Annotated in this window: 26 protein-coding genes and 1 riboswitch; of the genes, 19 read left to right on the top strand and 7 right to left on the bottom strand. The window is 44.9% G+C overall.

Annotation, left to right across the window (positions count from 1 at the left end; all coding sequences use genetic code 11):
* Positions 1-106 precede the first annotated feature (106 nt).
* The 3 genes from MHI44_RS07435 to MHI44_RS07425 are packed head-to-tail and all read left to right on the top strand — an operon-like array spanning position 107 to position 3,195.
* Entirely contained in the window at positions 107-1,300 is a 1,194-nt protein-coding gene (locus MHI44_RS07435; protein ID WP_015251242.1) for an efflux RND transporter periplasmic adaptor subunit, read from the top strand.
* Complete coding sequence (locus MHI44_RS07430) at positions 1,284-1,973, top strand: ABC transporter ATP-binding protein (RefSeq protein WP_014480848.1); 690 nt, start codon at positions 1,284-1,286, stop codon at positions 1,971-1,973. Before MHI44_RS07435 ends, MHI44_RS07430 begins: the two co-directional genes overlap by 17 nt.
* Complete coding sequence (locus MHI44_RS07425) at positions 1,966-3,195, top strand: ABC transporter permease (RefSeq protein ID WP_003244568.1); 1,230 nt, start codon at positions 1,966-1,968, stop codon at positions 3,193-3,195. Before MHI44_RS07430 ends, MHI44_RS07425 begins: the two co-directional genes overlap by 8 nt.
* Positions 3,196-3,228: 33 nt before the next feature.
* On the opposite strand, the gene rsiO is transcribed toward MHI44_RS07425, so the two are convergent.
* The 3 genes from rsiO to MHI44_RS07410 all read right to left on the bottom strand — a co-directional run bounded on the left by rsiO (position 3,229) and on the right by MHI44_RS07410 (position 5,130).
* Positions 3,229-3,639 (bottom strand): acid stress-sensitive anti sigma factor RsiO, encoded by a 411-nt coding sequence (gene rsiO, locus MHI44_RS07420; RefSeq protein ID WP_003243579.1) that lies wholly within the window; start codon positions 3,637-3,639, stop codon positions 3,229-3,231.
* A gap of 60 nt (positions 3,640-3,699) precedes the next feature.
* Positions 3,700-4,857 (bottom strand): oxalate decarboxylase, encoded by a 1,158-nt coding sequence (gene oxdC, locus MHI44_RS07415; protein ID WP_033884879.1) that lies wholly within the window; start codon positions 4,855-4,857, stop codon positions 3,700-3,702.
* Positions 4,858-4,977: 120 nt separating this feature from the next.
* Positions 4,978-5,130 (bottom strand): YvrJ family protein, encoded by a 153-nt coding sequence (locus tag MHI44_RS07410; protein ID WP_003244090.1) that lies wholly within the window; start codon positions 5,128-5,130, stop codon positions 4,978-4,980.
* Positions 5,131-5,331: 201 nt separating this feature from the next.
* On the opposite strand from MHI44_RS07410, the gene sigO reads away from it, so the two are divergent.
* The 5 genes from sigO to MHI44_RS07385 all read left to right on the top strand — a co-directional run bounded on the left by sigO (position 5,332) and on the right by MHI44_RS07385 (position 9,659).
* A complete protein-coding gene (gene sigO, locus MHI44_RS07405; RefSeq protein ID WP_003228469.1) occupies positions 5,332-5,862 on the top strand; it encodes an RNA polymerase sigma factor SigO in 531 nt (176 codons plus the stop codon).
* 3 nt (positions 5,863-5,865) lie between these two features.
* Positions 5,866-6,105, top strand: coding sequence for a sigma-O factor regulator RsoA (rsoA, locus tag MHI44_RS07400; RefSeq protein WP_003228484.1), 240 nt, complete (start codon positions 5,866-5,868; stop codon positions 6,103-6,105).
* A gap of 151 nt (positions 6,106-6,256) precedes the next feature.
* Entirely contained in the window at positions 6,257-6,970 is a 714-nt protein-coding gene (gene yvrH, locus MHI44_RS07395; protein WP_003243545.1) for a two-component system response regulator YvrH, read from the top strand.
* Positions 6,967-8,709 (top strand): two-component system sensor histidine kinase YvrG, encoded by a 1,743-nt coding sequence (yvrG, locus tag MHI44_RS07390; RefSeq protein ID WP_122894696.1) that lies wholly within the window; start codon positions 6,967-6,969, stop codon positions 8,707-8,709. Before yvrH ends, yvrG begins: the two co-directional genes overlap by 4 nt.
* A gap of 71 nt (positions 8,710-8,780) precedes the next feature.
* Positions 8,781-9,659: an SMP-30/gluconolactonase/LRE family protein gene (locus MHI44_RS07385; protein ID WP_003228493.1), complete on the top strand. Its 879-nt coding sequence runs from the start codon at positions 8,781-8,783 to the stop codon at positions 9,657-9,659.
* A gap of 37 nt (positions 9,660-9,696) precedes the next feature.
* Here MHI44_RS07385 and MHI44_RS07380 read toward each other — a convergent pair whose 3' ends face one another.
* On the bottom strand, positions 9,697-10,488 hold the full coding sequence (locus tag MHI44_RS07380) for an SDR family oxidoreductase (protein ID WP_015384617.1): 792 nt from the start codon (positions 10,486-10,488) through the stop codon (positions 9,697-9,699).
* 152 nt (positions 10,489-10,640) lie between these two features.
* Positions 10,641-10,780, top strand: a riboswitch (cobalamin riboswitch).
* 104 nt (positions 10,781-10,884) lie between these two features.
* Here MHI44_RS07380 and MHI44_RS07375 point away from each other — a divergent pair.
* The 11 genes from MHI44_RS07375 to liaR all read left to right on the top strand — a co-directional run bounded on the left by MHI44_RS07375 (position 10,885) and on the right by liaR (position 20,898).
* Positions 10,885-11,829: an ABC transporter substrate-binding protein gene (locus tag MHI44_RS07375; protein ID WP_339203236.1), complete on the top strand. Its 945-nt coding sequence runs from the start codon at positions 10,885-10,887 to the stop codon at positions 11,827-11,829.
* Positions 11,792-12,853: an iron ABC transporter permease gene (locus MHI44_RS07370; protein WP_339203234.1), complete on the top strand. Its 1,062-nt coding sequence runs from the start codon at positions 11,792-11,794 to the stop codon at positions 12,851-12,853. The genes MHI44_RS07375 and MHI44_RS07370 overlap by 38 nt, the downstream gene beginning before the upstream one ends.
* Positions 12,853-14,181: an ATP-binding cassette domain-containing protein gene (locus MHI44_RS07365; RefSeq protein WP_339203526.1), complete on the top strand. Its 1,329-nt coding sequence runs from the start codon at positions 12,853-12,855 to the stop codon at positions 14,179-14,181. The genes MHI44_RS07370 and MHI44_RS07365 overlap by 1 nt, the downstream gene beginning before the upstream one ends.
* A gap of 22 nt (positions 14,182-14,203) precedes the next feature.
* A complete protein-coding gene (locus MHI44_RS07360; protein ID WP_339203232.1) occupies positions 14,204-14,785 on the top strand; it encodes a cob(I)yrinic acid a,c-diamide adenosyltransferase in 582 nt (193 codons plus the stop codon).
* 175 nt (positions 14,786-14,960) lie between these two features.
* Positions 14,961-16,229: an MFS transporter gene (locus MHI44_RS07355; RefSeq protein WP_003228502.1), complete on the top strand. Its 1,269-nt coding sequence runs from the start codon at positions 14,961-14,963 to the stop codon at positions 16,227-16,229.
* A 160-nt stretch (positions 16,230-16,389) separates the two neighbouring features.
* Positions 16,390-16,770, top strand: a complete 381-nt coding sequence (gene liaI, locus MHI44_RS07350; protein ID WP_003243447.1) for a cell envelope stress-induced membrane anchor protein LiaI — start codon at positions 16,390-16,392, stop codon at positions 16,768-16,770.
* A gap of 26 nt (positions 16,771-16,796) precedes the next feature.
* Positions 16,797-17,474 carry a PspA/IM30 family protein gene (locus tag MHI44_RS07345; protein ID WP_015714684.1) on the top strand — a complete coding sequence of 226 codons (678 nt, stop codon included), beginning with the start codon at positions 16,797-16,799 and terminating at the stop codon, positions 17,472-17,474.
* Between the two features lie 100 nt (positions 17,475-17,574).
* Positions 17,575-18,447: a DUF4097 domain-containing protein gene (locus tag MHI44_RS07340; protein ID WP_339203230.1), complete on the top strand. Its 873-nt coding sequence runs from the start codon at positions 17,575-17,577 to the stop codon at positions 18,445-18,447.
* Between the two features lie 33 nt (positions 18,448-18,480).
* Complete coding sequence (liaF, locus tag MHI44_RS07335; RefSeq protein WP_014480832.1) at positions 18,481-19,206, top strand: LiaRS two-component regulatory system accessory protein LiaF; 726 nt, start codon at positions 18,481-18,483, stop codon at positions 19,204-19,206.
* Positions 19,203-20,285, top strand: a complete 1,083-nt coding sequence (liaS, locus tag MHI44_RS07330; RefSeq protein WP_014480831.1) for a two-component system sensor histidine kinase LiaS — start codon at positions 19,203-19,205, stop codon at positions 20,283-20,285. The genes liaF and liaS overlap by 4 nt, the downstream gene beginning before the upstream one ends.
* Positions 20,263-20,898, top strand: coding sequence for a two-component system response regulator LiaR (gene liaR / locus MHI44_RS07325; RefSeq protein WP_015384608.1), 636 nt, complete (start codon positions 20,263-20,265; stop codon positions 20,896-20,898). Before liaS ends, liaR begins: the two co-directional genes overlap by 23 nt.
* 7 nt (positions 20,899-20,905) lie before the next feature.
* Here liaR and gerAC read toward each other — a convergent pair whose 3' ends face one another.
* From gerAC to gerAA, 3 genes are read right to left on the bottom strand one after another with little or no spacing between them, the layout of a single operon-like run.
* A complete protein-coding gene (gerAC, locus tag MHI44_RS07320; RefSeq protein WP_029318426.1) occupies positions 20,906-22,027 on the bottom strand; it encodes a spore germination receptor protein GerAC in 1,122 nt (373 codons plus the stop codon).
* Positions 22,024-23,121 (bottom strand): spore germination receptor protein GerAB, encoded by a 1,098-nt coding sequence (gene gerAB / locus MHI44_RS07315; protein WP_029318427.1) that lies wholly within the window; start codon positions 23,119-23,121, stop codon positions 22,024-22,026. The genes gerAC and gerAB overlap by 4 nt, the downstream gene beginning before the upstream one ends.
* Positions 23,090-24,538 carry a spore germination receptor protein GerAA gene (gerAA, locus tag MHI44_RS07310; protein WP_014477941.1) on the bottom strand — a complete coding sequence of 483 codons (1,449 nt, stop codon included), beginning with the start codon at positions 24,536-24,538 and terminating at the stop codon, positions 23,090-23,092. Before gerAA ends, gerAB begins: the two co-directional genes overlap by 32 nt.
* Between the last annotated feature and the right edge of the window lie 75 nt (positions 24,539-24,613).

The following is a 24,613-nucleotide window of genomic DNA, read 5'->3' as shown; positions in this document are numbered from 1 at the left end:
ATTCCGTCATTTCAATAAAAGGATTGCAAGTCTTTTTGAATTAATAGATAATATTGGTTAGAATGTTTCGAAAATATTACATAGTTTACAGAAAGAGGAGATCGTTGTGTCCAAGAAGAAAAAATGGCTTATTGGCGGTGCGATATGTGCCGGTGTGCTTGTATTGGCTGGGATCGGCGCTGGCGGTTTTTACTTTTTTACTCACATGAACCAAGTTGCCGTATCATCGGAGCCCTATGCTGAATCGGTCGCGGTATACATGGGAGGAGATTCAGAATCAGGCCAAACGTTTTCTGGAAAGGTTGAACCTGAGAAACAGCAGAAAGTATACATAGATTCAGAAAAAGGCAGCATTAAAAAAACATACGTCAAAGAAGGCGATCAGGTTAAAAAGGGCGATAAGCTTTTTGAGTATGAGGGCGAGGATCATTCTGATGAAGTGGAGCAAGCCAATTTGCAAATTGAAATGACAAATCTGCAAATCAACCGTTTGCAAAAATCAATAACGGAAACGGAAAAGAAGCTGAAAGTTGCAGGGAAAGAAGAGAAAACCCAGCTTCAAGATGAACTTGACCAAGCCAATTTCGATTTGAAAACAAGCCAGCTTGAACTGAAGCAGCATCAAAAAGAACTGGCTGGCCTGACGAAAAACAAAGGTTCCAATGTCATTACAAGCAAGCATGACGGAATCGTTCAAAGCGTCAATCAGGATATCGCTGACGGTGCAACAGGCGACCAGGCAGCAGGCCCGTATATCCAGATTGTTTCGACAGGCAAATATCTGGTCAAAAGCCAAATCAATGAGCTGTTAATGGACACGATCAAAAAAGGCAGCAAAGTCAGGGTCACGCTGAAAACAGGCGGTGAGGGCGAGTGGAAAGGAAAGGTCACCTCGATCGGCAAGCTTCCAGCGGGAGCAGGCGAGGGTGAAGAATCAGAAAGCTTTGCTGATGAAGAAATGAATCCCCAGTCCTCTAACTATCCTTTCACCATTTTATTAGACAGCCATAAAGGTCTTGAAGTCGGCTATCATGTCAATATCGAAGTGATGAGTGATAATGCTGATGCGGATACGATCAAGCTGCCGTCCGACATGGTCATTCAGGATGACGGCGAACCGTATGTGTGGAAAGCTGATGAGAATCAGAAAGCGGTTAAGCAGCCTGTTGAAATCGGAGAGACTGATGAAAATGACATGGTGGAAATTAAGAGCGGCCTGACGCCGGAAGATTATGTGATCTATCCTGATCCCGCGGTCAAGGAAGGAAAGCAGGTTACAGTCAATGCTGACACTGAATAATATTTCGAAGTCGTACAAGCTGGGAAAAGAAGAAGTTCCAATCTTGAAACATATCAATCTGACTGTTCAGGCGGGGGAGTTTTTAGCTATTATGGGGCCTTCCGGTTCTGGAAAGTCAACGCTAATGAATATTATCGGCTGTTTGGACAGGCCAACCTCAGGAACCTATACGCTTGACCAGATCGATATATTGAAAGGGAAAGACGGGGCTTTAGCTGAAATTCGCAATGAATCAATCGGGTTTGTGTTTCAAACTTTTCATTTGCTGCCGCGTCTCACCGCGCTGCAAAATGTCGAGCTGCCGATGATCTACAATAAAGTGAAGAAAAAAGAGAGAAGGCAACGGGCATATGAAGCGCTGGAAAAGGTCGGATTAAAAGACAGGGTCTCCTACAAACCGCCTAAGCTGTCCGGCGGCCAAAAGCAGCGGGTGGCGATAGCGAGGGCCCTTGTCAATCAGCCGAGGTTTATTTTAGCTGATGAACCGACCGGGGCGCTTGATACCAAATCAAGTGAACAAATTTTGTCACTGTTTTCTGAACTGCATCGGGAAGGTAAGACCATTATTATGATAACCCACGACCCGGACGTCGCCAAAAAAGCTGACAGAACCGTTTTTATCAGAGACGGAGAGCTGGTATTAGATGAGAGAGGGGATATCAGCCATGCTTGAACATATTCGAATCTCCTTTCAATCCATTTTCTCTCATAAATTAAGATCGATTCTGACAATGCTCGGCGTGATTATCGGCATAGCGGCAATCATCGCGATTGTTTCAATGCTGAAGGGCCAAAGTGAGCAATTAAAGCAAAGTATGATCGGCATGGGAAACAACGCGATCAACGTTGTCTACCAGCCGTCTGGCGGAGAAGAGGAGAGCGGCGGCCCTCAGGTGTCGTATGCGTCCGCGCCGCCTGTAGCGGAAGAAACAGTAAAGGCGATCAAATCAGATCCGATGGTTAAAGGATTATCCTTATATTACTTGTCAGAAGGCGCGAGCGTTTTTCATTTAACAAACGTTTCGTATCCCCAAGTGTATGGAGTGGACGATGATTACTTCGACATGTTTCCAATCCGAATAACCGAAGGGAGAAAGCTGACGGAAAACGATTTAAACAGCACACACCAAGTAGTGATGATCAATGAAGCTGTCAGAGATGAACTGTTTCCAGACGGAGAAGCTCTGCATAAAAGCATTGAGATGAATGGGGTGCCGTTTAAGGTCGTGGGTGTTTTTAAAGAAAAAAATCAACAGGAAAGCATGTTTGAAGGCGACTATGCGAACCCGGTTTTGTACGTGCCGAAAAAAGTGTGGCCGCTTATTGAAGGGTTTGACGCGCCGACGCAGATTGCCGTGCAGGCTGATTCTTCTGAGCATATCCAAGAAGCGGGTGTAATGGCTGCAGATCTTTTAAATCAGGGACTGTCAGAAGCTGAGCTGGAAAAAGCAGAGTACAGTGTAATGGATCTTCAGGAGATCGCGCAGGAAGTGGAGTCCTTTAATCAGTCATTTGCATTGCTGCTTGGCGGAATCGCCAGTATTTCACTTTTGGTGGGCGGTATCGGCGTCATGAACATTATGCTCGTTTCCGTAACGGAGCGCACGAGGGAAATCGGGATTAAGAAAGCGCTCGGTGCTAAGCGGCGTGTGATTTTATTTCAATTTTTAACCGAGGCTGTCGTGCTGACAAGCATTGGCGGAATACTCGGTGTGCTGGCGGGCTTCGGCATCGCCAAGCTGCTGACGGTCATTTTTCCTATGCCTTTTATCGTCTCCATTCCAGCTGTTGTCGGAGCACTCATCTTTTCAATGGCAGTCGGCATTATCTTCGGCTTGCTTCCGTCTATCAAGGCTTCGAAGCTTCAGCCTGTAGACGCGCTTCGCTATGAATAAAAAGAACGCATCCAATTGGAATGCGTTCTTTTTTTAGCTGGGAAGAGCCGAGTTGCATTTGTCTAAAATCAAAAAAACGGCTGCGACAATCATTTCTTCTGTGGTGGACAGCCAGATGTCGCTGATCAATTGGTCTGTTGTATGAGCAGTCATCCACAAAAACAGCAGCTGTACGATGCCGGCAAGGAGAATGAATAGACGTTTTCCTGTCTTGAAAAATGTAAAGCTATGTATCATCAGCCTTTCAAATGGTTCAAAGCATAATCCGAGAACAAGGAATACCACGGCAAAAAGCAGGACATGAGCTGCTGAGCGGTAGCTCGTTCCCGCTAAAGAAAACAATATATAGATGACAGCAAAATAGGTCAACACCACTGCTGCTGCTGCCAGCAAGTACTTTATGGAGAGCCGCAATAAGCGTTTTGAAGGGTTTTGATGTTTCACTGGTTCAGCTCCTTATGAAGGCTTGCAGAGAACGAGTGCTCTCTGCAAGCCGCAAGTCTTTTATTTACTGCATTTCTTTTTCACTACTGGGTGCTTTTCTTTTGAAAGCACATCAGTAAAGTCTTTGCCCAAGTCAAGGTGCGCTTGAACAAATGTTTCAGGAAGCATGGCAAGCCATTGGTTTAAAGATACATCAGCATAATGGTCGTCTTTGAAGATTTCTAAAAAGACAAGCGGTTCATCCCCGATGTTTTCAACGTAATGACCCATTGCAAATGGTACATATCCGACATCACCGGCTTGGTAATTAAACGTTCTGGCATGGCCGTCAGATGCAAAAACGGTCATTCTAGCTTTACCGGAGATGTAGTATTGCCATTCGTGGGTATTCGGGTGCCAGTGCAGTTCTCTCATGGCGCCGGGTTCTACTGTTACGAGCGCTGATGCGATGGTTTTAGACACTTTGAAGTTTGTCGAATCTGCAATGTATACTTTTCCTCCCTCAGATTCGATCGGCTCTTGTTCAAGAAGGCGGTAAGTAAATGGATAAGGCACTTCGCCATTCGGCCCTTCCACAATATCATCTTTTAAACTGCCAGGAAGTTGGTTTTCAAATATATATTTTTCTTTGCCAGGCAAATTGGAAATCTCTTCTTTTGTCACGCCGAAGTTCGCAGCAATGACTTCTTTTGGAGTGTGGGCAAGCCAATCTGTCAGCTGGAACGTGCTGTTTTCAGAGAATGATCCATCGTCAAACACGAGCAGGAACTCAGCTCCCTCATCCAGCGCTTGGATGGAGTGCGGAAGGCCTGACGGGAAGTACCAAAGGTCTCCTTCACCTACATCGTCAATAAAGCTGCGCCCTTTTTCATCTACAATTGTGACTCTTGCACTTCCGTAAATCATATAAGCCCATTCAGCTTCTTTATGCCAGTGAAGCTCGCGAATCGCGCCTGGCTTCAGCCGCATATTTACGGATGCAAGGTTTTCTGAAATCGGCAATTCACGTACTGTCACTTCACGGGCATATCCGCCTTTTTCTAATCGGTTATGAGTATCAGAGAACGAAAACTTCATATTGCTGACGGTGCCATGATCGGTTTCAGGCGGAACGAGCATATCAGGGTTTTGCCGGTCTCTTTCAATATTGCGCGGGATTTTTACCGTTGCTCCTTTGTCTCCTCTAATTGGCTGCGGAATGTCATTTTGTTTTTTCATGAAATGTTTCCTCCTTACATTTAAATGTGATAGCAGAAAGAGAAGGTGAAAGGCCTTTCGTTTTCCCTTCTGTTTTGTTAAGTGAAAAAAACCAGTGAAAAGTCAACTTCGATTGAAAAATTATTTTTTTGCATGATCTTTCAGTTCTGTCATTAGTTCTATTAGTTGATCAAACTTCTTTTCGAATCGGGTCAGCAGATACATTGCAATCAGCGCGGGAAACCCCAAATTGCCGATCTGTTTTACGACTTCCTCTATAAAAACCTGATCCATAGGAAAATACCTCCCTTCTTTTTCTGCAGTCATGTATGTAAGTGAAGGAAAACCGATAAAACGTAAACTGCTGCAATGTATTTTGGAAGACACTAGGCGGAAAGTAGTAGTTTACTTTTTTTTGCTTTCCTTCATTTAATTTAGTAGGGAGGCGGTTTGATGGACTATCAAAGTCTTTTACGGTCAAAATGTAAGGAGATAATGAAGCATCCCATCGTGAAGCATTTTTTGAGCAATCCTCAGCATTACCGTTTGTTCAAAAACGTAATGGAAAGCCCTAACGAAAAAGATGCAAAATCATTGGACGAGCTATTTAAGCAATTTTATAAAGAAATCCGTATCGTCAAGTATATGAATTCAATGATTCGCATCTTTTCTATTGATTTTGATAAGCGGGTTCGCAAAAATCAAAAACGGTATCCGCTGACGGTAGATCATCCGGAGGCGGGAGATCGGCTTCCTTCCGAAACAGGAAGCGATGCATTTGAAGAATTTTTAGACAGGCAGGATGATTTGAGCCAGCATGTTCAGGATTATCAGCTCTACCAAGCGATTCAGAATCTGACTGACAAACAAAAAAGTGTGCTGACGAAAGTGTATCTTCACGGTGCCACGATGCAGGAGATTGCAGATTCATTAGGGGAGTCCCGACAAAACATCTCCAACATTCATAAAAAGGGGCTAGAGAATATCAGAAAGCAGCTAGCGGCGCAAAAAAAGGGGGAAAAGTAAGCTGTGGACGGCCAGTTTGAACAAAAAAAGAAACAAAAAGACGAGACTTATGACATTGAGCACCTGATTGCATGCTTTTCACCGATGATCAGAAAAAAGCTCAGCAATACGTCCTATCAAGAAAGAGAAGATTTAGAGCAAGAGCTGAAGATCAAAATGTTTGAAAAGGCTGATATGCTTTTGTGTCAGGATGTACCGGGGTTTTGGGAGTTTATTTTGTACATGGTAGATGAGAACTCATAATATTTTCATATGAAAAAACATCAAAAGGGAGCGCTTGTTTGCTCCTTTTTTGCTGTTTTGATTTGCCAAGCTCCAATGTATTCAAAAATGTACCATAAATAAACGATATAATGATAAGATGAAAAAAACAGTGACAGAAAGGAACATAAAAGTGGAAAATGCGTCAATTTTAATCGTAGACGATGAGAAAGCGATTGTGGACATGATCAAACGCGTTCTCGAAAAAGAAGGTTATCGAAATATACTGGATGCGGCAAGCGCAGAAGAAGCGATTCCCGTTGTGAAGGCCAATAAGGTTGACTTGATTGTGCTGGATGTCATGATGGGCGGAATGTCCGGTTTTGAAGCCTGCACATTGATCAGAGAGTATTCAGACGCTCCGATTTTTTTCCTGACGGCAAGATCATCCGACGCGGACAAATTATCAGGCTTTGCGGTTGGAGCTGATGACTATATCACAAAACCATTTAATCCGCTGGAATTAGCGGCGCGGATCAGAGCGCATCTCAAGCGTACATATCAATCAAAAGAAACAAGTTCAAATCAAACCTACACATATGATTATTTTACTTTTTCTCCGCAAAATGCCGAGCTGATCGTAGGCGGGGAAGCCGTTGCCTGTTCAGCCCAGCTTCTGCAGCTTTTGCAGTATTTTTGTGAACACCCTAACGTGGTGCTTTCCAAAGATCAAATATATGAAAAAGTATGGGGCTATCCTTCCTACGGTGACAACAACACCGTCATGGTTCATATTCGCAAGCTTAGGGAGAAGATTGAGCGCGATCCGAGCAATCCGGAGTATATTGTAACCGTTCGAGGTCTCGGCTATCGTTTTATCCCAAATCCTGAAGGCAAGCGGTCATGAGGTTAAGATGGAAGTTTTTGTTTCACTTTTTCGGCCAGATGCTGATTGTGATCCTGCTGCTTACGGTTATGCTTGTTGCGTCGTTTTTCTATTTAGACGCTCGTTTTAGCGATGCGGAATCCAATTCAGGGCTGACGAAGGCAACGACCGACACACTTGAGGCATATCTCGATGTAAACGAAGACGGGACATGGGAAGTGGATAATTTCCTGAAGAAATCTGTTGATAAACAGCACGGCTGGATGCAAATCATTGATTCGGAAGGAAACACTGATTATTCCTACGGCGTGCCAAAAGACGTGCCGGGCACCTATACCAAGAAAGAGCTTTTGTCTATTTATAAAACCAAAAAGCTTCATAACTATAAACTGAATTATTGGGCCATCAATATAGAAGATAAGTCGTATCTTCTATTGTCCGGCTGGAAATCAAAAAGTGAACAGCTCCTGACTTCCGTTGAAAAGCGCGAACAAAAGATAGACTCACTAGCGCACTATAAGTCTAGTACCATCGACTATATTAAACGGAAAAAAGGCGCCATTTACCTGTTAGACAGCAATGGAAAGATTCTCGACAGCATCAACAGCACAAAAAGCGAAAGAAAAACGATGAACCAGCTGGAGCTGCTTAAATACAGCTCTAAGCCTTGGAACTATAAGCGGGAAATTTCCGTTAAGATCCTCAATAAAGACAGATGGATGGTCGCTACGGTGCCAAACCCAGTCTATGTAACCGATCAGGAGTTTAACAAATCATTCCTGAAGGTTGTATTAAAAGCGATGTTTCTCGTGATGGCCGTTTTGTTCATGTATATCATTTGGATGACCGTTTGGTATATGTTCCGATTCGGGCTGCCGATTTTTCACACGATTAGATGGCTGGTCAATCTGTCAAAAGGGAAGCTTGAGGAACCCAGAAACCGGGAAGGCCGTCCTGTCAGCAAAAATAAAAAGGGAAAAATCAAACAGCCGTACCGCTTCTTCGGTGAGATATTTGAATCAATGGATCAGCTGACTGAAACGCTGAGAAGGGATAAAAGAAACAGAGAAAAAATCCAGGCGACAAGGGAAGAATGGATTGCCGGTTTGTCACATGACTTAAAAACACCGCTCAGCAGCATTTACGGCTACAGCATGATGCTCGAGTCGAAGCAGTATGACTGGTCGCCGGAAGAAGTGAAAGAAATGGGGCAGGTTGTCAGAGAAAAATCTGAATACATGTCCAAGCTGATTGAAGACTTAAATTTAACGTATCGCCTGAAAAATGATGCTCTTCCTATTGAGAGAAATCTCACTAGCCTTATCCCGTTTTTTAAAAATGTCATTGAGGATTTTAAGAAAAATCCGTTTTCTGAAGGCTATGATATCTCGTTTGTATCCAAAGAAGAGCATATTGAATTTGCCCTTGATGAAGCGTGGTTCAGGCGCATATTAGAAAACCTCCTTGGGAATGCCGTGAAGCACAACGACAAAGGAACAGAGATTCAAGTCATTCTGGAGCAAACAAAAAATCATATTTCTTTAAAGGTGAAGGACAATGGGAAAGGAATGGATGAAGAAACGATTACCCATTTGTTTAACCGTTACTACAGAGGGACGAACACAAAAGATTCAACTGCCGGAACGGGTCTCGGGCTCGCGATTGCCAAGGAGCTTGTCCATCTCCATAACGGAACGATCCATGTGAACAGCAGAATGAACATTGGAACGGTCATTACCATCCTTTTTAAAAAACATTAAACATCAAGTGGTTTGGACACCTCTTTGCCGGGAATAACAATATATAGACTGAAGCTAAAGAGGTGTAACACATGGATGCAGTATTGGAAGCAGACACTCGGGCAGTGATTGGAGAAGGCCCGTTATGGGATGAAGAAAACGGCCGCTTATATTGGGTTGATATCCTGGGGAGCGAGCTCCATATCTTTGACCCTGAAGAAAAAATCAACCGATCAATCAAATTCAAATCCTTTGTGACGGCGCTTGCGAAATATTCAAAGGATGAACTGATTATGACGATGAAGGACGGGTTTTACCTGTATCATCTTCGGGATGACAGCTTGGAAAAAATTAAACAGCCGAAGGACATGCATGAGAGCCTGAGATTTAATGATGCTAAATGTGACCCGTACGGAAGGCTTTGGGCGGGGACGACGAGCATGGAAGGCGAGCAAAAACAGGCGTCGCTGTACCGTTTGAATCTAGACGGCAGTCTTGTCAAAATCAAGGATCAAGTCTCCACCTCAAACGGTTTGGATTGGGACCGCGAGCGGAATTTGATGTATTACATCGACACGCCGACGCAGGAGATTGTGCGTTACAGCTATGATCCTCAAAGCGGAGATGTTTCGAATCCAGAACCTGTCTATCGTTTTGATCAGTCAGACGGATTACCGGACGGCATGACAATTGACCAAAATGGCATGCTGTGGGTGGCGCTGTTTGGCGGCAGCCGCGTTGTTCACATTGACCCGTTTCAGAAAAAAGAAATCAATTCAATCAGCGTGCCGGCTAAATATGTCACGTGCTGCGCGTTCGGCGGCAGAGACTTAAAAACCCTTTACATTACAACGGCAACAGAACAAATGACAGAAAAAGAGAGATACGAGCAGCCTCACGCTGGAGGGTTGTTTTCAGCACAACTGGAAACAGGCGGATATCAGCCGGTACCATTTGCTGGAGACGTATAAAAAAAACGCATCCGAAACACGGATGCGTTTTTTTATACTACAGAGAACGGATAATGCCGCCTTCCACACGCTGTGCCGTGCCGTTAATGGCGGATGCGGCGTCAGACGCGAGGAATACGATTGTGTTAGCGACTTCTTCTGCTGTCGCGTATCGCTGAATAAGTGAGGTTGGCTCATTGACCTTGAAATAGTCTTTGATAAATGTGTCTGTATCCTGGCCGGCTGCTTGTGCGGCACCTTCCATATAGGATGCCACGCCCTCTGTCCAAGTAGGTCCCGGGAGCACTGAGTTAACCGTCACATTTGTGCCTTTTGTCATTTCAGCCATTCCTCTTGAAAGGCTGATCAGCGCCGTTTTTGTCATTGAGTATGGAATCATCGTTGGCAGCGGTTTGACGCCTGCTTCACTTGCAATATTTAAAATGCGGCCGCTGTTTTTGGCAAGCATTTTTGGAAGGAAGTGACGGCTTGTCCGAACGGCGCTCATCACGTTCACTTCGAAATATTGATTCCACTCTTCATCTGTCACATCTGCAAAGTCTTTTACCTCGAAGAAACCAAGGTTGTTGACAAGGATATCGATATCACCGATTTCATTTACTTTTTCGATAAAAGCCGCTGCTTCATCTGTTTTTGACAAATCGGCAGCAGCACCGTGCACTGTTCCATAGCCAGAAAGCTCTTCAATGGTGCGATCGACAGTCTCCTGTTTGCGTCCGTTGACAATGACTGCCGCACCCTCTTGCAGAAAGCTTTTTGCGGCGGCTTTCCCGATACCGGACGTCGAGCCGGTGATTAAGACGAGTTTGTCTTTTAGCTGTAAATCCATAAGAATCATTCCTTTTGATTGATGTGGTATTAAGTATACAAGATCAAATTTAGTGTTTACGAGGATTTTGCTCCCATACACAATACGGGGAAAAGTCATTCAGGACACATATACAAGCCTGTCAGTCATATAGTATAATTACTCCGAAAAAAGGATACGAATGTCAAATAGGTGCCGGTCCGTGAACAACAGCCGGCTTAAAAGGGAAACCGGTAAAAGCCGGTGCGGTCCCGCCACTGTAATTGGCCAAGCGCCAAGAGCCAGGATACCTGCCTGTTTGATCAGCACGAATTCTGCGAGGACAGATGATGTGTAAACAATAGGCTTTTTTGTGTTGTTTACAGCATCTTTACCGTCGTAGAGATGCTTTTTTAGTTCGTTTAGGAGGAAAAGATTATGAAAAAACGAGCCGGGATATGGACTGCGCTCCTGTTGGCTGCTGTTATGCTGGCAGGCTGCGGCAATCCTGCGGATCAGAAGGATTCAAAGGCAAAACAAAAAACAGAAGCGTTTCCTGTCACCATTGATGATGCGTCAAACCAAGATGTAACCATCAAAAAAGAGCCAAAAAAGATTGTTTCATTAATGCCGAGCAACACAGAAATTACATACGCACTCGGCCTTGGTGACAAAGTGGTCGGTGTCACCACAAACGATACCTATCCAAAGGAAGTCAAAAAGGTTGAGAAAGTCGGAGATATGAATGTAAACGTTGAAAAAGTCATTTCTTTAAAACCAGATCTCGTTCTGGCCCATGAGTCTTCCATGTCAGCATCAGCAGATGCCATCAAACAGCTGAAGGACGCGGGCATTACAGTGCTGACTGTCAATGATGCACAATCATTCTCCGAGGTGTACAAATCAATCGAAATGATCGGAGAAGCTGGCGGGGCGGAGAAAAAAGCTGATCAGCTCGTGAAACGCATGAAATCAGATCTAAAGGATATTCAAGAAAAAGCGAAAACCATTTCAAAAGACGAGGAGAAAAGCGTATTTATCGAGGTTTCTCCTGATCCTGACATTTATACAACCGGAAAAGATACATTTATGAATGAAATGCTGAATGTCATCCATGCTAAAAACGCAACTGCGGATCAGACAGGATGGGTGCAAATGACAGACGAGGCGATCGTAAAACTCAATCCTGATGCAATTGTTACAACGGACGGTGTGAAAGCGAAAGCTGTGGAAAAACGCGATGGCTGGAGCGAAATCAATGCTGTGAAACATCATCGTGTATATGATGTGGACCCTGATCTTGTGACACGTTCCGGTCCCCGTCTGATCGAAGGGGTCGAAGAACTTGCGGAAAGCATTTACCCGGATACGTTTAAGGAATAATCGTTATGCCGCATATATCATTGGTTTCTCATTTTTAGCCGTGAGCATCATCTTAGGAATTTCTTGCGGCAGCCTGCATATTCCTATTCCCGCTGTTTTTCGTGTCTTTTGGCATCAAGGTTTCGGGGGCTCTATCGGTTCTGATGATCCGATGTACACTAATATTATGATGAATATCAGACTGCCGAGAGTTGTGCTGGCCGCCCTTGTGGGGGCGGCTCTTTCTATTGCAGGGGCCGCTTTTCAAGGATTATTGAAAAATCCACTTGCTGATCCCTATACGCTAGGTGTGTCATCCGGTGCTTCAGTCGGAGCTGTTGTGACTCTGTTCTTAGGTCTGCACCTTCCTGTCATCGGAGAGTTTACACTCCCGGTTGTGAGTGTTGCCGCGGCACTTGCCACGATGGCGGCGGTCCTTTTCTTCAGCCGCCTCGTTCATGCTTCGATGTCTGTTTCCACCCTCATTTTGACCGGTGTCATCACTAACTCTTTTTTGGGCGCATTTATTTCTCTTATCATCGCTTTGACAGGAGACAACCTGCTTCCGATTGTGCATTGGCTGCTTGGCAGCGTCTCAATGAGGGGCTGGAGCTATGTTATTTTGTTTCTCCCGTTTTTTCTTTTGGGAACCATTTTATTGATTTTAAACGGTAGGGAATTGAACGTGATGACATATGGAGAAGATAAAGCAAAGCTTCTTGGAGTCAGCGTTCAGCAGAGGAAGATGATGATTCTAATAGCCGGATCTCTTTTGACGGGAAGCGCTGTGGCAGTATCGGGTACGATTAGCTTTGTCGGCCTTGTGATTCCGCATATCACAAGGCTTTTGTGGGGAACGGACCATCGGCATTTACTGCCGCTGTCCGCCTTGCTCGGGGCAGGATTTCTCGTTTTAGCCGATCTGCTTTCCAGAACGATCATTGAGCCGATTGAACTGCCGATCGGGATCATTACGTCCTTGGCGGGAGCGCCTGTGTTCGCTCTTATTTTAATTCGGCAGCACCGCGGGAGGAGAAGCTTATGATGAAGGCAGAAGGGCTGTCGGGAGGATACGGTGACAGCCGCCTAATCAACAATGTCAGCTTAACAGTGGAGAAGGGAGAATTTCTCGGAATTCTTGGCCCTAATGGAAGCGGAAAAACCACGCTTTTGCACTTGCTGACAGGCACGCTGCCGGCCAAGGAAGGCAGCGTTTATCTGGCCGGAAAACTGCTGGCGGACTATAAACCGAAGGAACTGGCGCAAATCATGGCCGTCCTGCCGCAAAAAACGGATCAAGCCTTCACCTTTACCGTCGAAGAAACTGTAGCCTTTGGCAGATATCCATTCCAAACGGGGCTGTTCAGACAGCAGACTGAAAAGGATGAAGCCATTGTACAGGAAGCAATGGAGCAAACAGGAGTGGCCGATTTTGCGCAAAAGCCGATTCGCGAACTAAGCGGAGGGGAACAGCAGCGGGTGTATTTGGCACAAGCTTTGGCGCAGCAGCCGCGTATTTTATTTTTGGACGAGCCGACTAATTTTCTCGATCTGGCTTATCAAAAAGACCTGCTTGATCTGATCAAACGCCTGACGAGAGAAAGCGGATTGGCAACTGTCAGTGTTTTTCATGATCTGAACACCGCAAGCCTGTACTGTGATGAGCTCATGTTTATGAAAAACGGTACCGCCGGGCCTAAGCAAAAACCGGAATATGCTGTTACAGAACAAAGCATAAAGGCGGTGTACGATACAGATGTCACCGCCTTGGCTCATCAAAGCTCACCTAAACCGATGATTGTGATTCAGCCTGAAAAAGATAGCGCGAAGCGGCAGTCTATCCTATTTGAAGCATTGCTCCAAGCGGGGCGTGATAACATTCTTCTGCAAACGGAAATCCCGCTTCGAACATTGTCCTCGACGCCTATCGGTGCAGGGTTTTCGTGGAGCAGGACGCTGATCCATAAACGGCTGCCAGATCAGCCAGATCCGATAGAAGGACTTACGGCCTGTCTTTCAGAAAGCGGTTTTCAACTGCAGGAGACGTGTGCGATGGCTTCTTCAGAAAGACTTGACCGTTTCGTGTATCGAACGTATGAAGACAGAGAGTTATCCGTTTTCATATGCGTTCAGACCGGCTTTTCGATTTGGATTTTGATAAACGGCTATGCGGCAGATCAATTCTTCATCAAAGCTCTTATGGCTGCCGAAGCAGAACGGACGAAAGTGCTGGGAGACGGAGGAGGCACAGGTGATATTCTCATCGCCGCGACTCAAACTCAGCAATCCGAAAACATAGAACAGCGGCTGAATCAATTGATAAAGAAAGGGACAGCTGAATGTGTAAAAGAGGCTGCTGAGTTGTTTGAATAAGTCTGTAAAGGAGATTCAGGGTATGAAACTATATACAAAAACAGGCGATAAGGGACAAACGGGCTTAGTCGGGGGCAGAACGGACAAGGACAGCCTACGCGTCGAAAGCTACGGCACGATTGACGAGCTTAACAGCTTTATCGGGCTTACTTTGGCAGAGCTTTCCGGGCAGCCCGGCTTTGAAGATCTGACAGCCGAGCTGCTGACCATCCAGCATGAGCTGTTTGACTGCGGAGGCGATCTGGCAATCGTCACAGAAAGAAAAGACTACAAACTAACGGAAGAATCTGTTTCCTTTTTAGAAACGCGCATTGATGCCTATACAGCAGAAGCGCCGGAACTGAAGAAATTTATTCTTCCAGGCGGATCAAAGGGTGCTTCGCTTCTCCATATCGCCCGCACCATTACAAGGCGGGCAGAACGAAGAGTGGTGGCGCTGATGAAATCGGAGGAGATTCATGAAACAGTGCTGCGTTATCTCAATCGTCTGTCCGATTATTTCTTTGCCGCCGCACGGGTTGTGAATGCAAGAAGCGGTATTGGCGATGTAGAATATGAAAGAAGTGCCATTGTGTTTCGGGACCGAGACAGCAGTGAATCATAAAAAGTGAAAACGAAAGCCGGCGTGTTCAAATACATGCCGGCTTTTTTGTTTTTCACTCTGTCAATTTCCCATTTTACGACAAAAAATGAACCTTATGAATTATTGACTGAAAAATGGAAAAATGAGATATTGTAATAAATAGATGTAAAAAATAGGCAGTGGGGGGCTCTGATGGATGGTGAATTTAATTGAAAGTGATAGCATCTGGAAGAGAAATTTCAATTATCTGTTTTTCTCAAGAATAGTCAAGATATCCGGCGATATGTTCGCATTTAATTCAATATTATGGTTTTTAATTTATGACGGCAAAGGTGCGATCGGCACTGCTTTATTGATTGCTGTCACGTTTTTGCCGGAAGCCGTTCTGGCGCCTGTGACGGGGCCTTTTATGAAACAGACCACGCTGAAATTTTGGATGTACTTTTCAGATCTGACAAGGGCGGCGATTGTTTTGATTATCCCTCTATGTCATTTTGCGGGCTTCTCTCCGCTGTGGTTTGTCATGACGCTTATGATTGTGCATTCAGCTACTGGAGCTGCCTACAATCCCGCCTCTATCGCTTTGATTCCTCAAATCGTCAATGAACAGGGCATTCAAAAAGCAAACGCTGTGCTTCAATCCTCCGCTCAAATTGTCCGGCTTGGGGCTGTCACATTATGCGGCGCTTTTCTTACATTTATCAGTCCTTCTTATACCATGCTTATCGCACTTGTGCTCTATTTGGTGTCAGGTTTTCTCGTTCTTTTTATTAAGTACACTGCGGTTGAATCTCAATCAGAGTCTGCGGTTGTTACACAGAGAGGCACATATATCGGAAGACTGAAACGCGGCTTTAGGCTCGTCAGAAAACACCAGATTTTATATCCGCTCGCCATTTACTGTATCTTTATGAATTTCGCGGCTGCCCCATGGGAAGCGCTCTCTGCCGTATACGTTGCGGAAGATTTAAACGGCCAGCCGATCGTATACTCGCTTTTAAAGGCCACCACCGCCGCGGGCGCGTTTTTATTAGGGTTTGTGCTGGCGAAAGTCAAGGTAAACAGGTACGGCTTGTTATTCGTCACTGCCGGCATTATTGAAGGATTTGCTTTCTTTATTACCGGGATGAATACCTTTTTGCCGCTCGTCTTTTTCGCTGCTTTTACCTTTGGTGCCGCAGTCAGTGCTGTTAATGTTCCTGAGTACACGATTATCCAGACGTCTGTGGATAGTGAGGATCAGCCGCAGGTTTACGCCGTTATACATATGATCTCAAATATTTCGATCCCTGCCGGAGCTGTCATTTGCGGGTATGCCGCTAATGCTTTCGGCTCAGGAACAGTGATTGCTGCCGGCGGGATTGTCGAAATTATTGCGGGTATCGGAATCTTGCTGTTTACAAAACTGGCCAAAGCAGAAAGGTCCGACCTGATTAAAGAAAGGGAAGCAAGTGTTCATCTGTAAAGGGTTTTAAAACGCCATGCCTCGTGCATGGCGTTTTTTGTGCCGATGGGTCCGGTGCCAGATACGACTCCGGTCTTATATAAAAATCAATCTCTGATTCGTTTTGCATATCTTCCAACTTGTATAAGATGAAGACAAGGAAAACGAAAGGAGGATCTGCATGAAGATCAACAAGAAAACAATAGGCGGATTCTTATTAATTGTATTTGGGATCTCTGTCTTTTTTGGAGGAGGAAGCTTCGGCTTTATCATCCCGCTCGCCATCGGGAGCTTGATGACATACGCAGGAATCAAAAGGTTTGCCGCGGGAAAAACCATCACGGGAATCATCGTGGGCGGTATCGGAGCCATTATGCTCATCTGCTCACTTCCGTTTGTCGTCGGAATCGCATTGGCGGCCGCTATGGTGTATTACGGCTGGAAGCTGATGAAAAACGGATCAGCTGATAACGGTGTATCATCTTTTGATCCTGAACCGGCTTCTGCTGCCTACCAATCTCACTTTGATGACGAATGGGAAGAATTTTTGAAGAAAAAATAATATCAATATATTAGGAGGAATTAGGTATGGTATTAAAAAGAATCAGAGACATGTTTGTTGCGTCAGTTCATGAAGGACTTGATAAAATGGAGAATCCAAAGGTGATGCTGAATCAATATGTACGCGATATGGAAAGCGACATCGCAAAAGCAAAGCAAACAATTGTGAAACAGCACACGATTGCCTATCAATTTAAGAAAAAATATGAAGAAGCCGCTGAAGTGGCTGGCAAACGGAAAAATCAGGCACAGCTCGCATTTGACGCAGGTGAAGAAGAACTGGCGAAAAAGGCGCTGACTGAAATGAAGTATTTAGAAGGAAAGGCGGCTGAGCATAAAGCTTCCTATGAACAGGCAAACAGTCAGCTGGCCGATCTGAAAGAGCAGCTGGCTGCACTTGAAACAAAGCTTCAGGACGTAAAGGATAAAAAACAGGCGCTGATTGCGCGGGCAAATGCGGCGAAAGCTAAAGAGCATATGAATACGACATTTGACAAAATTGACAGTGAAAGCGCGTATCGTGAATTTTTGCGTATTGAAAATCGTATTGAAGAAATGGAAATCCGCGCGAATTATTCAAAGTCAGCGGAAGCCGGCGCAGAACTTACACGTAAAGAATTTGCAGACGATGTGGAAGCAGAGATTGAAAAAATGCGGACACTTTCACTGCAAAAATCAGACCAGACACAAGCGGCAAATGAATAAGCGGAACGGGGAAGGATTTGCGGTCAAGTCCTTCCCTTCCGCACGTATCAATTCGCAAGCTTTTCCTTTATAATAGAATGAATGAGAAGGATGAAACCGAATGAAAAAAATGCTTGGCAAACTGTTGATCACTGCCGGTATTCTGGTTTTTTTCGCTGTTGTCGTAAAAGATGTGTTTGCTGCAGGCCTGGGTTTCATAAATGGCACAGAAGCCGATTCAGCCAGCGCATCGCCGCGGGACATTGACAGCATGGTCATTGAGTCGGATAGCAAGGATGTCCGGATTATAGCGGAAGAACGAAGTGACATATCGGCAGGCATTTCAGGAGACTCAGGAAAGTTATTTGTTACTGAAAACAAAAGAAAACTGGAGCTGACCGTAAAGGAAAAAGAATTTCAATTTTTGAATGGGTTTAACCGTTCAACTCTTATCGTCAGGCTTCCGTATGATTATAAAGGTGATCTGGCAGTACGAACCTCAAGCGGTGACGTGTCTGTGGCCGGGAATGACCATCTTGCGCTTTCCGGGCTGAACGCAGTATCTGCGAGCGGAAATACGAGCGTGACGGACGTCCGCCTTCAAGACCTGAAAGTGAAGGCATCATCGGGGGATGTTTCCATTTCAAATACCGTCTCCAAAACAGCCGGCATTGATTTAGCTTCAGGGGACGCAAATCTGGTTCATGTATCAGGCTCTCTTGATGTGAAAATGACTTCAGGAGATTTTAATGCTGTATTGAAAAAGGTAACCGGTCCCGTATCTGTCACGCTGACAAGCGGTGATGCTAATTTAAGCCTTCCCCAAAACGGCAGCTTTGCAGTCAATGCTTTATCAGCAAGCGGTGACGTCAGTTTGCCGTATTCATTTGCTGACAAAGCACATAAAGAACAGCATCACATCACAGGCACGCAAGGAAGCGGCCGGCATCCAATCGACATCAAAACGGACAGCGGGGATCTAACGATACGGTAGCACCAGGCAGAAGAAAGGAGGCGGACACCAGGAATGACAAAAAAACAGCTTCTCGGATTGATCATTGCTTTATTCGGCATCAGTATGTTTTTGCAAATTATCGGAATAGGCGATCTGCTGTTTTGGCCGCTCTTTTTTCTGATTGCCGGCTATTTCCTTAAAAAATATTCCCGTGATTGGCTTGGCTCCGTCATGTATATCTTTGCCGCGTTTCTATTTTTGAAAAACCTCTTCAGCATCACCTTTAATTTATTCGGCTATGCGTTTGCTGCATTTCTGATTTACGCCGGCTACAGGCTTATCAAAGGGAAGCCGATATTTGAACCGAATGAGAAACAGGTCAATCTCAATAAAAAAGAACATCATGATCCGCCAAAAGATGTAAAACATCCCGACATGCGCAGCTTTTTTATCGGTGAGCTGCAAATGATGAAGCAGCCGTTTGACCTGAATGATTTAAATGTCTCTGGTTTTATCGGTGATATCAAAATCGATTTATCTAAAGCGATGATTCCCGAGGGAGAAAGTACAATCGTCATTAGCGGAGTCATTGGTAACGTTGATATTTATGTACCATCGGACCTTGAAGTGGCTGTCAGCTCAGCTGTTTTTATAGGTGACATCAATCTGATCGGCTCGAAGAAAAGCGGATTAAGCACGAAGGTATATGCCGCGTCAACCGATTTCAGCGAGTCAAAGCGCCGTGTCAAAGTGTCCGTTTCCTTATTTATCGGTGATGTGGATGTGAAGTACGTATGAGAAAAAAAATGCTTGCCAGCCTCCAATGGCGCGCCATCCGCATGACAACGGGAATCAGCCTGCTCCTTTTTGCCTGCCTGATTTCCTTTATGATGTTTTACTATCGGCTCGATCCGCTTGTTTTGCTGTCATCAAGCTGGTTCGGAATTCCGTTTATCCTGATTTTGCTTCTAATCAGCGTGACCGTCGGTTTCGCCTCAGGGTATATGTACGGCAACCGGTTGAAGACAAGGATTGATACATTAATTGAATCCATTTTAACCTTTGAAAACGGCAATTTCGCTTATCGGATACCTCCGCTCGGTGATGATGAAATCGGCCTGGCCGCCGATCAGCTGAACGAAATGGCGAAGCGCGTGGAGCTTCAAGTCGCATCCCTGCAGAAACTTTCCAATGAACGTGCGGAATGGCAGGCGCAAATGAAGAAGTCGGTTATCTCAGAAGAACGCCAGCGATTGGCTAGAGATCTTCATGATGCGGTCAGCCAGCAGCTCTTTGCCATATCGATGATGACATCAGCCGTGCTGGAACATGTCAAGGATGCTGATGACAAAACAGTCAAGCGGATCAGGATGGTCGAGCATATGGCAGGCGAAGCCCAAAATGAGATGAGGGCGCTGCTGCTCCATTTACGGCCTGTTACCCTTGAAGGAAAAGGGCTGAAGGAGGGCCTTACGGAGCTTTTGGACGAGTTCCGAAAAAAGCAGCCGATTGATATTGAGTGGGATATACAGGACACAGCGATATCCAAGGGTGTTGAAGACCACTTGTTCAGAATCGTGCAGGAGGCCCTTTCAAACGTATTTAGACATTCAAAAGCGTCAAAAGTAACCGTGATTCTGGGCATAAAGAACAGCCAGCTCCGTCTGAAGGTGATTGATAATGGAAAAGGCTTCAAAATGGACCAGGTGAAAGCATCCTCATACGGATTGAATTCTATGAAAGAACGTGCAAGTGAAATCGGCGGGGTCGCCGAAGTGATTTCAGTAGAAGGAAAAGGCACCCAAATCGAAGTGAAGGTCCCGATTTTCCCGGAAGAAAAAGGAGAGAACGAACGTGATTCGAGTATTATTGATTGATGATCATGAAATGGTCAGAATGGGGCTCGCGGCTTTTTTGGAGGCGCAGCCCGATATTGAAGTCATCGGCGAAGCATCGGACGGCAGCGAAGGTGTTCGGCTTGCTGCGGAACTGTCGCCTGATGTCATTTTAATGGACCTTGTCATGGAGGGCATGGATGGCATTGAAGCTACAAAGCAAATTTGCCGGGAGCTTTCCGACCCGAAAATTATTGTGCTCACTAGCTTCATTGATGATGACAAAGTGTACCCGGTTATTGAAGCTGGCGCGCTCAGCTATCTGTTGAAAACCTCAAAAGCGGCAGAAATCGCCGATGCCATCCGCGCCGCAAGCAAGGGAGAGCCGAAGCTGGAGTCAAAAGTGGCGGGAAAAGTATTATCCAGGCTGCGCCACTCAGGTGAAAACGCGCTCCCTCATGAATCGCTTACGAAACGGGAGCTCGAAATACTCTGCCTGATCGCAGAAGGAAAGACAAACAAAGAAATAGGCGAGGAACTGTTTATTACGATTAAAACAGTCAAAACACATATTACGAATATTTTATCAAAGCTGGATGTCAGTGACCGGACGCAGGCGGCGGTGTACGCACACCGAAATCATCTCGTGAATTAGGCGGCTGTTATTTGTTTGCGCCTTTCGTTCCGAAGTCTCTGACAATCACATTGACCCGGTAGTCTATTTCCGCATTGCTGAAATAATCATCATCCCATTTTCTTGAGATCTTTTTCCACTTTTGAGGATAATGAATTCTGACTTGGTTTCCCAATCCGGTCACATCCGCTTTGATCTCTTTCTGCAGCTTCTCTGTAATAAATGTCGTTACTGTTTTGTGTACTTGTTTTTCGACTGTCTTTTCAATGCTTTTAATATATGAATCCTTAAACGAATCTTCACTAGGATTCCAGTCCTCAGATAGACGACCTTCAATAGTGCGGGTGACGGTGAATTTGAACTTTCCGTCCTTATAGGCCGTCTTGATCTTCCGATTGCTTGAATATACTTCATAAGAAAAGAGATGGCCATCGCGCTTCAAGTCAATGACGCCTCCCTCGACAGTGCCTGAAAATAAGTTGATATTTTGAACCTCAATCGGGGTGAGATCGCCGTGCCATAATTTATTTTTTATGATAGAGGCTCCGTTTATCGCGAGCTTTCCGTTTTCCTTACCGACATGAGGGATGAGGAATGAATCGTCAGAGGTTAAGTGTTCTGAGATCTCCCCCAATGTAACTGGCTCCATCATTCTGATCGTCACCTTATTATTCTCTGTCAGATCATATATCACGTTGGATGCGGGTTCGCCTTCATCATTCATTTTAAATATATCCTTAGTTCGGCAGTTGGTGATAAAGACGTAGGAACTCCTCCTTGTTCCGTTGTCTCTGACAAACTGGTTAATGATCGCGTCCATTCCAATTTGATCCGCAATCACGCTTTTGGAAAGCAGAATGAGACGCAAATGCTGTGAAAACGTAGGATTATGCTTTAATGCAGAGGTTCTCATCATTTGATGGACAGTTTCACCCTTTGTGATAGAAAGCTGTGTCGGATCAGATGAAGAGCCCTCCTTGGCGCTGATTTTTTTCGGCACGAGAATTTGCTGTGTCAGCTCTAAATTTTCATCGTCAGGCTTGTCTAGCCCTACTCCGATCACTAAGCTTAATTCCTCGATATTCTCACTGTCCCAGCATCCGGACAGCAATAGGGTGCATATAAACATACATAAAATCCGGATTTTCATTTTGCTGTAATCCTCCTCTTGAGAGCTACAATGAAAAAGAGAATGAACGGAAGCAGAAACAGGGAGACAAAAATATAGCCAAGATAATCGCTATACATCATGACTTGATTGGCGTCATCCGGCCAGAGAGAAAAATAAAAGACCGTTATGCCGATAATCACCATGCTTGTTTTAGTCGATAATCCAAATGTCTTCTTTAGCCCGTTAGCGGCAAAGTATCCGTAAATGACAAATGTGGTGAAAAACTGGATGATCCAGACCACCAGTAAAAACGATTCAAACCGTTCAATAAATATGCCTTTAAGCTCGAAGGACTGAAAGAGAGAAATAGTCGGCCAAATCAGCGTTTTTACCTCGGGAGCGGTCAAAGCTCCGACAACAATAATATACGTAAGGATATATAAGATAATCGGAATCAGAAATCCTAAAGACGCATATCTGAACGTGTATTTCTTTTTCTTCATATGTTCAGGAAGAAACAGCATCACTTCCATTCCTAAAAAAGAGATGGAAACGACGGTAAGGGAGTTTGCAATGGGTCCAAGGCCTTCGCCTAAAACAGGACGCAAATTATTGATATCAAAAATTTTAAAACTGATCCCGAACACAATCAGCAAAATAATAATGGTTACCGTTAAATAAAAGGGAAACAGCCGCGACACATCACTTAAGCCCCCAACGATTAAATAAATACCGCAGCAAATAAACGTCAAAATAATGACTTGAATTGGGGTTCTCTCCAACAGGAAAAACTTCACCATTTCAGCCATTGCCCGGGTCTCGAAGCTGGCTACGCCGAGGAAATAGCCGCAGATCAAAAGGCCGATGATGCTGCCGATCCATTTCCCAAGCCCTTCCTTCAAATATTCAAAGAGTGAAGGGTATTGATGTTTTTTCTGAATGAGCGTGTTTAAATAAATGAAGAAAATAAAAATGAAACCTTCTAATATCAGCGTGATCCAGCCGTCAGGCGTATTAGCCTTAGTGGTCAGCGCTCGCGGCAATGTTAAAAGTCCGGCCCCAAGCATTGTATTTGCAACAATAGAAATACCTTGAAAGGTATTAAGTTTCAGTGGAGTCTGTTTTTGGCTCATTTGGATTATTCGCCTCTTTTGGTTTGTTTTTAATTGGGAGACGGATAATGGAGTCATCCGTATTTTTCAGGCTAAAGAATCCGTTTGGCGAAAAATACGGAGACCCAAAGCTCGTTTGTCTCGTTAAGTGCGTATAAACGACAAGCATAAATAAAATAATGCCGTACAGCCCTAAAATAGCGGCGGAAAACATCGAAATAAAACGCAGCACCCGGAAAGACAGACCCATTCCGTATTGAGGAACGGTAAAGGATGCCAGGGCAATGACACTGACGACAATGACCATAATCGAACTGACGAGATTCGCTTCTACAGCAGCCTGTCCGATGACTACGCCCCCAACGAGGCCGATCGTCTGTCCGAGCGGATTGGGGAGTCGCAGTCCGGCTTCCCTTAGCAGCTCGATGGTGACTTCCATCAGCAGGGCTTCAAATATCGGAGGGAACGGCACGTTTTCCCTGTTCGCCGAAATCGTGACGGCGAGTGCGGTCGGCAGCAGCCCCTGATGGAAGGAAACGAGTGCAATATAAATCGATGACAAAAACAAGGTGATGAAGATAGACGCAAAGCGCAGCGACCGGATAAGAGATGCTGAAATCCAGCGTTCATAGTAGTCATCCGGGGATTGCATCAGGATGCCGAGAGAAACCGGCACCAGCAGCACAAATGGTGAACTGTCGACCAAAATTGCCACACGGCCGTTAAACAGGGCTGAAGATACTTTGTCAGGTCTTTCCGTATTTTGAATCTGCGGAAATGGTGAATATTTATTATCTTCAATGAGCTCCTCGAGCGTTCCGCTGTCCTGGATATCTTCCAGCTGGATATTTTTAAGCCGCGCCTTCACTTCTTTTATGACGGACTTTTTTGCTTTGCCCTCAATGTACATAATGGCTGCGGGCTTCAGCTTGTTTTCGCCGATCATGATTTTTTTGGTGATCAATTTCGGATGAGAGGTTCTTTGTCTGATCAGAGCGAGATTTGTATCAATATCCTCTACAAACGCAACTTTTGGGCCGCGTACCACTTTTTCAGTTGTCGGCTCTGTCAGGCTTCTTGTTTTTTTCTTTCCTGTGGTCAGAATATAGGCTTTATCCAATCCGTTGATAAACACAGCACAATTGCCGTTGAGAATCGATTCAATCGTTTTTTTTGCGGTTTCAATAGGTCTTGCGTCAAGCTGGTCAAGGCGTTTTTTGACCTGGTCAAGCGTTAAGGTCTCCTCATCTTTAATTAAAGTTTTAATGGCTTCTGACACCTTATTCTCATCAGTCAGTTCACTGAAATAGAGATAGTAAAAAACCAGTCCGTTCGCAAGCATTTTTTTGTTTTTCACCAGATCATCGTTTTCTTTTAATTTTGGCAGCACCAATGCTAAATTATCGTGTATATATTCCTTAAACTCTGTTTGTTCCAATGAGGTCACCTCTTATCCAAAACCTTAGTAGAGGTTATCTTTTCCTGTTAAAAAAATGATATACTGTGTTAGAGT

Source organism: Bacillus sp. FSL K6-1366 (genome assembly GCF_037976695.1).
In the GTDB taxonomy this organism is placed as follows: domain Bacteria; phylum Bacillota; class Bacilli; order Bacillales; family Bacillaceae; genus Bacillus; species Bacillus subtilis.
Note: the sequence above shows the minus strand (reverse complement) of the source record. Positions and strands in the feature narration are given on the sequence as shown.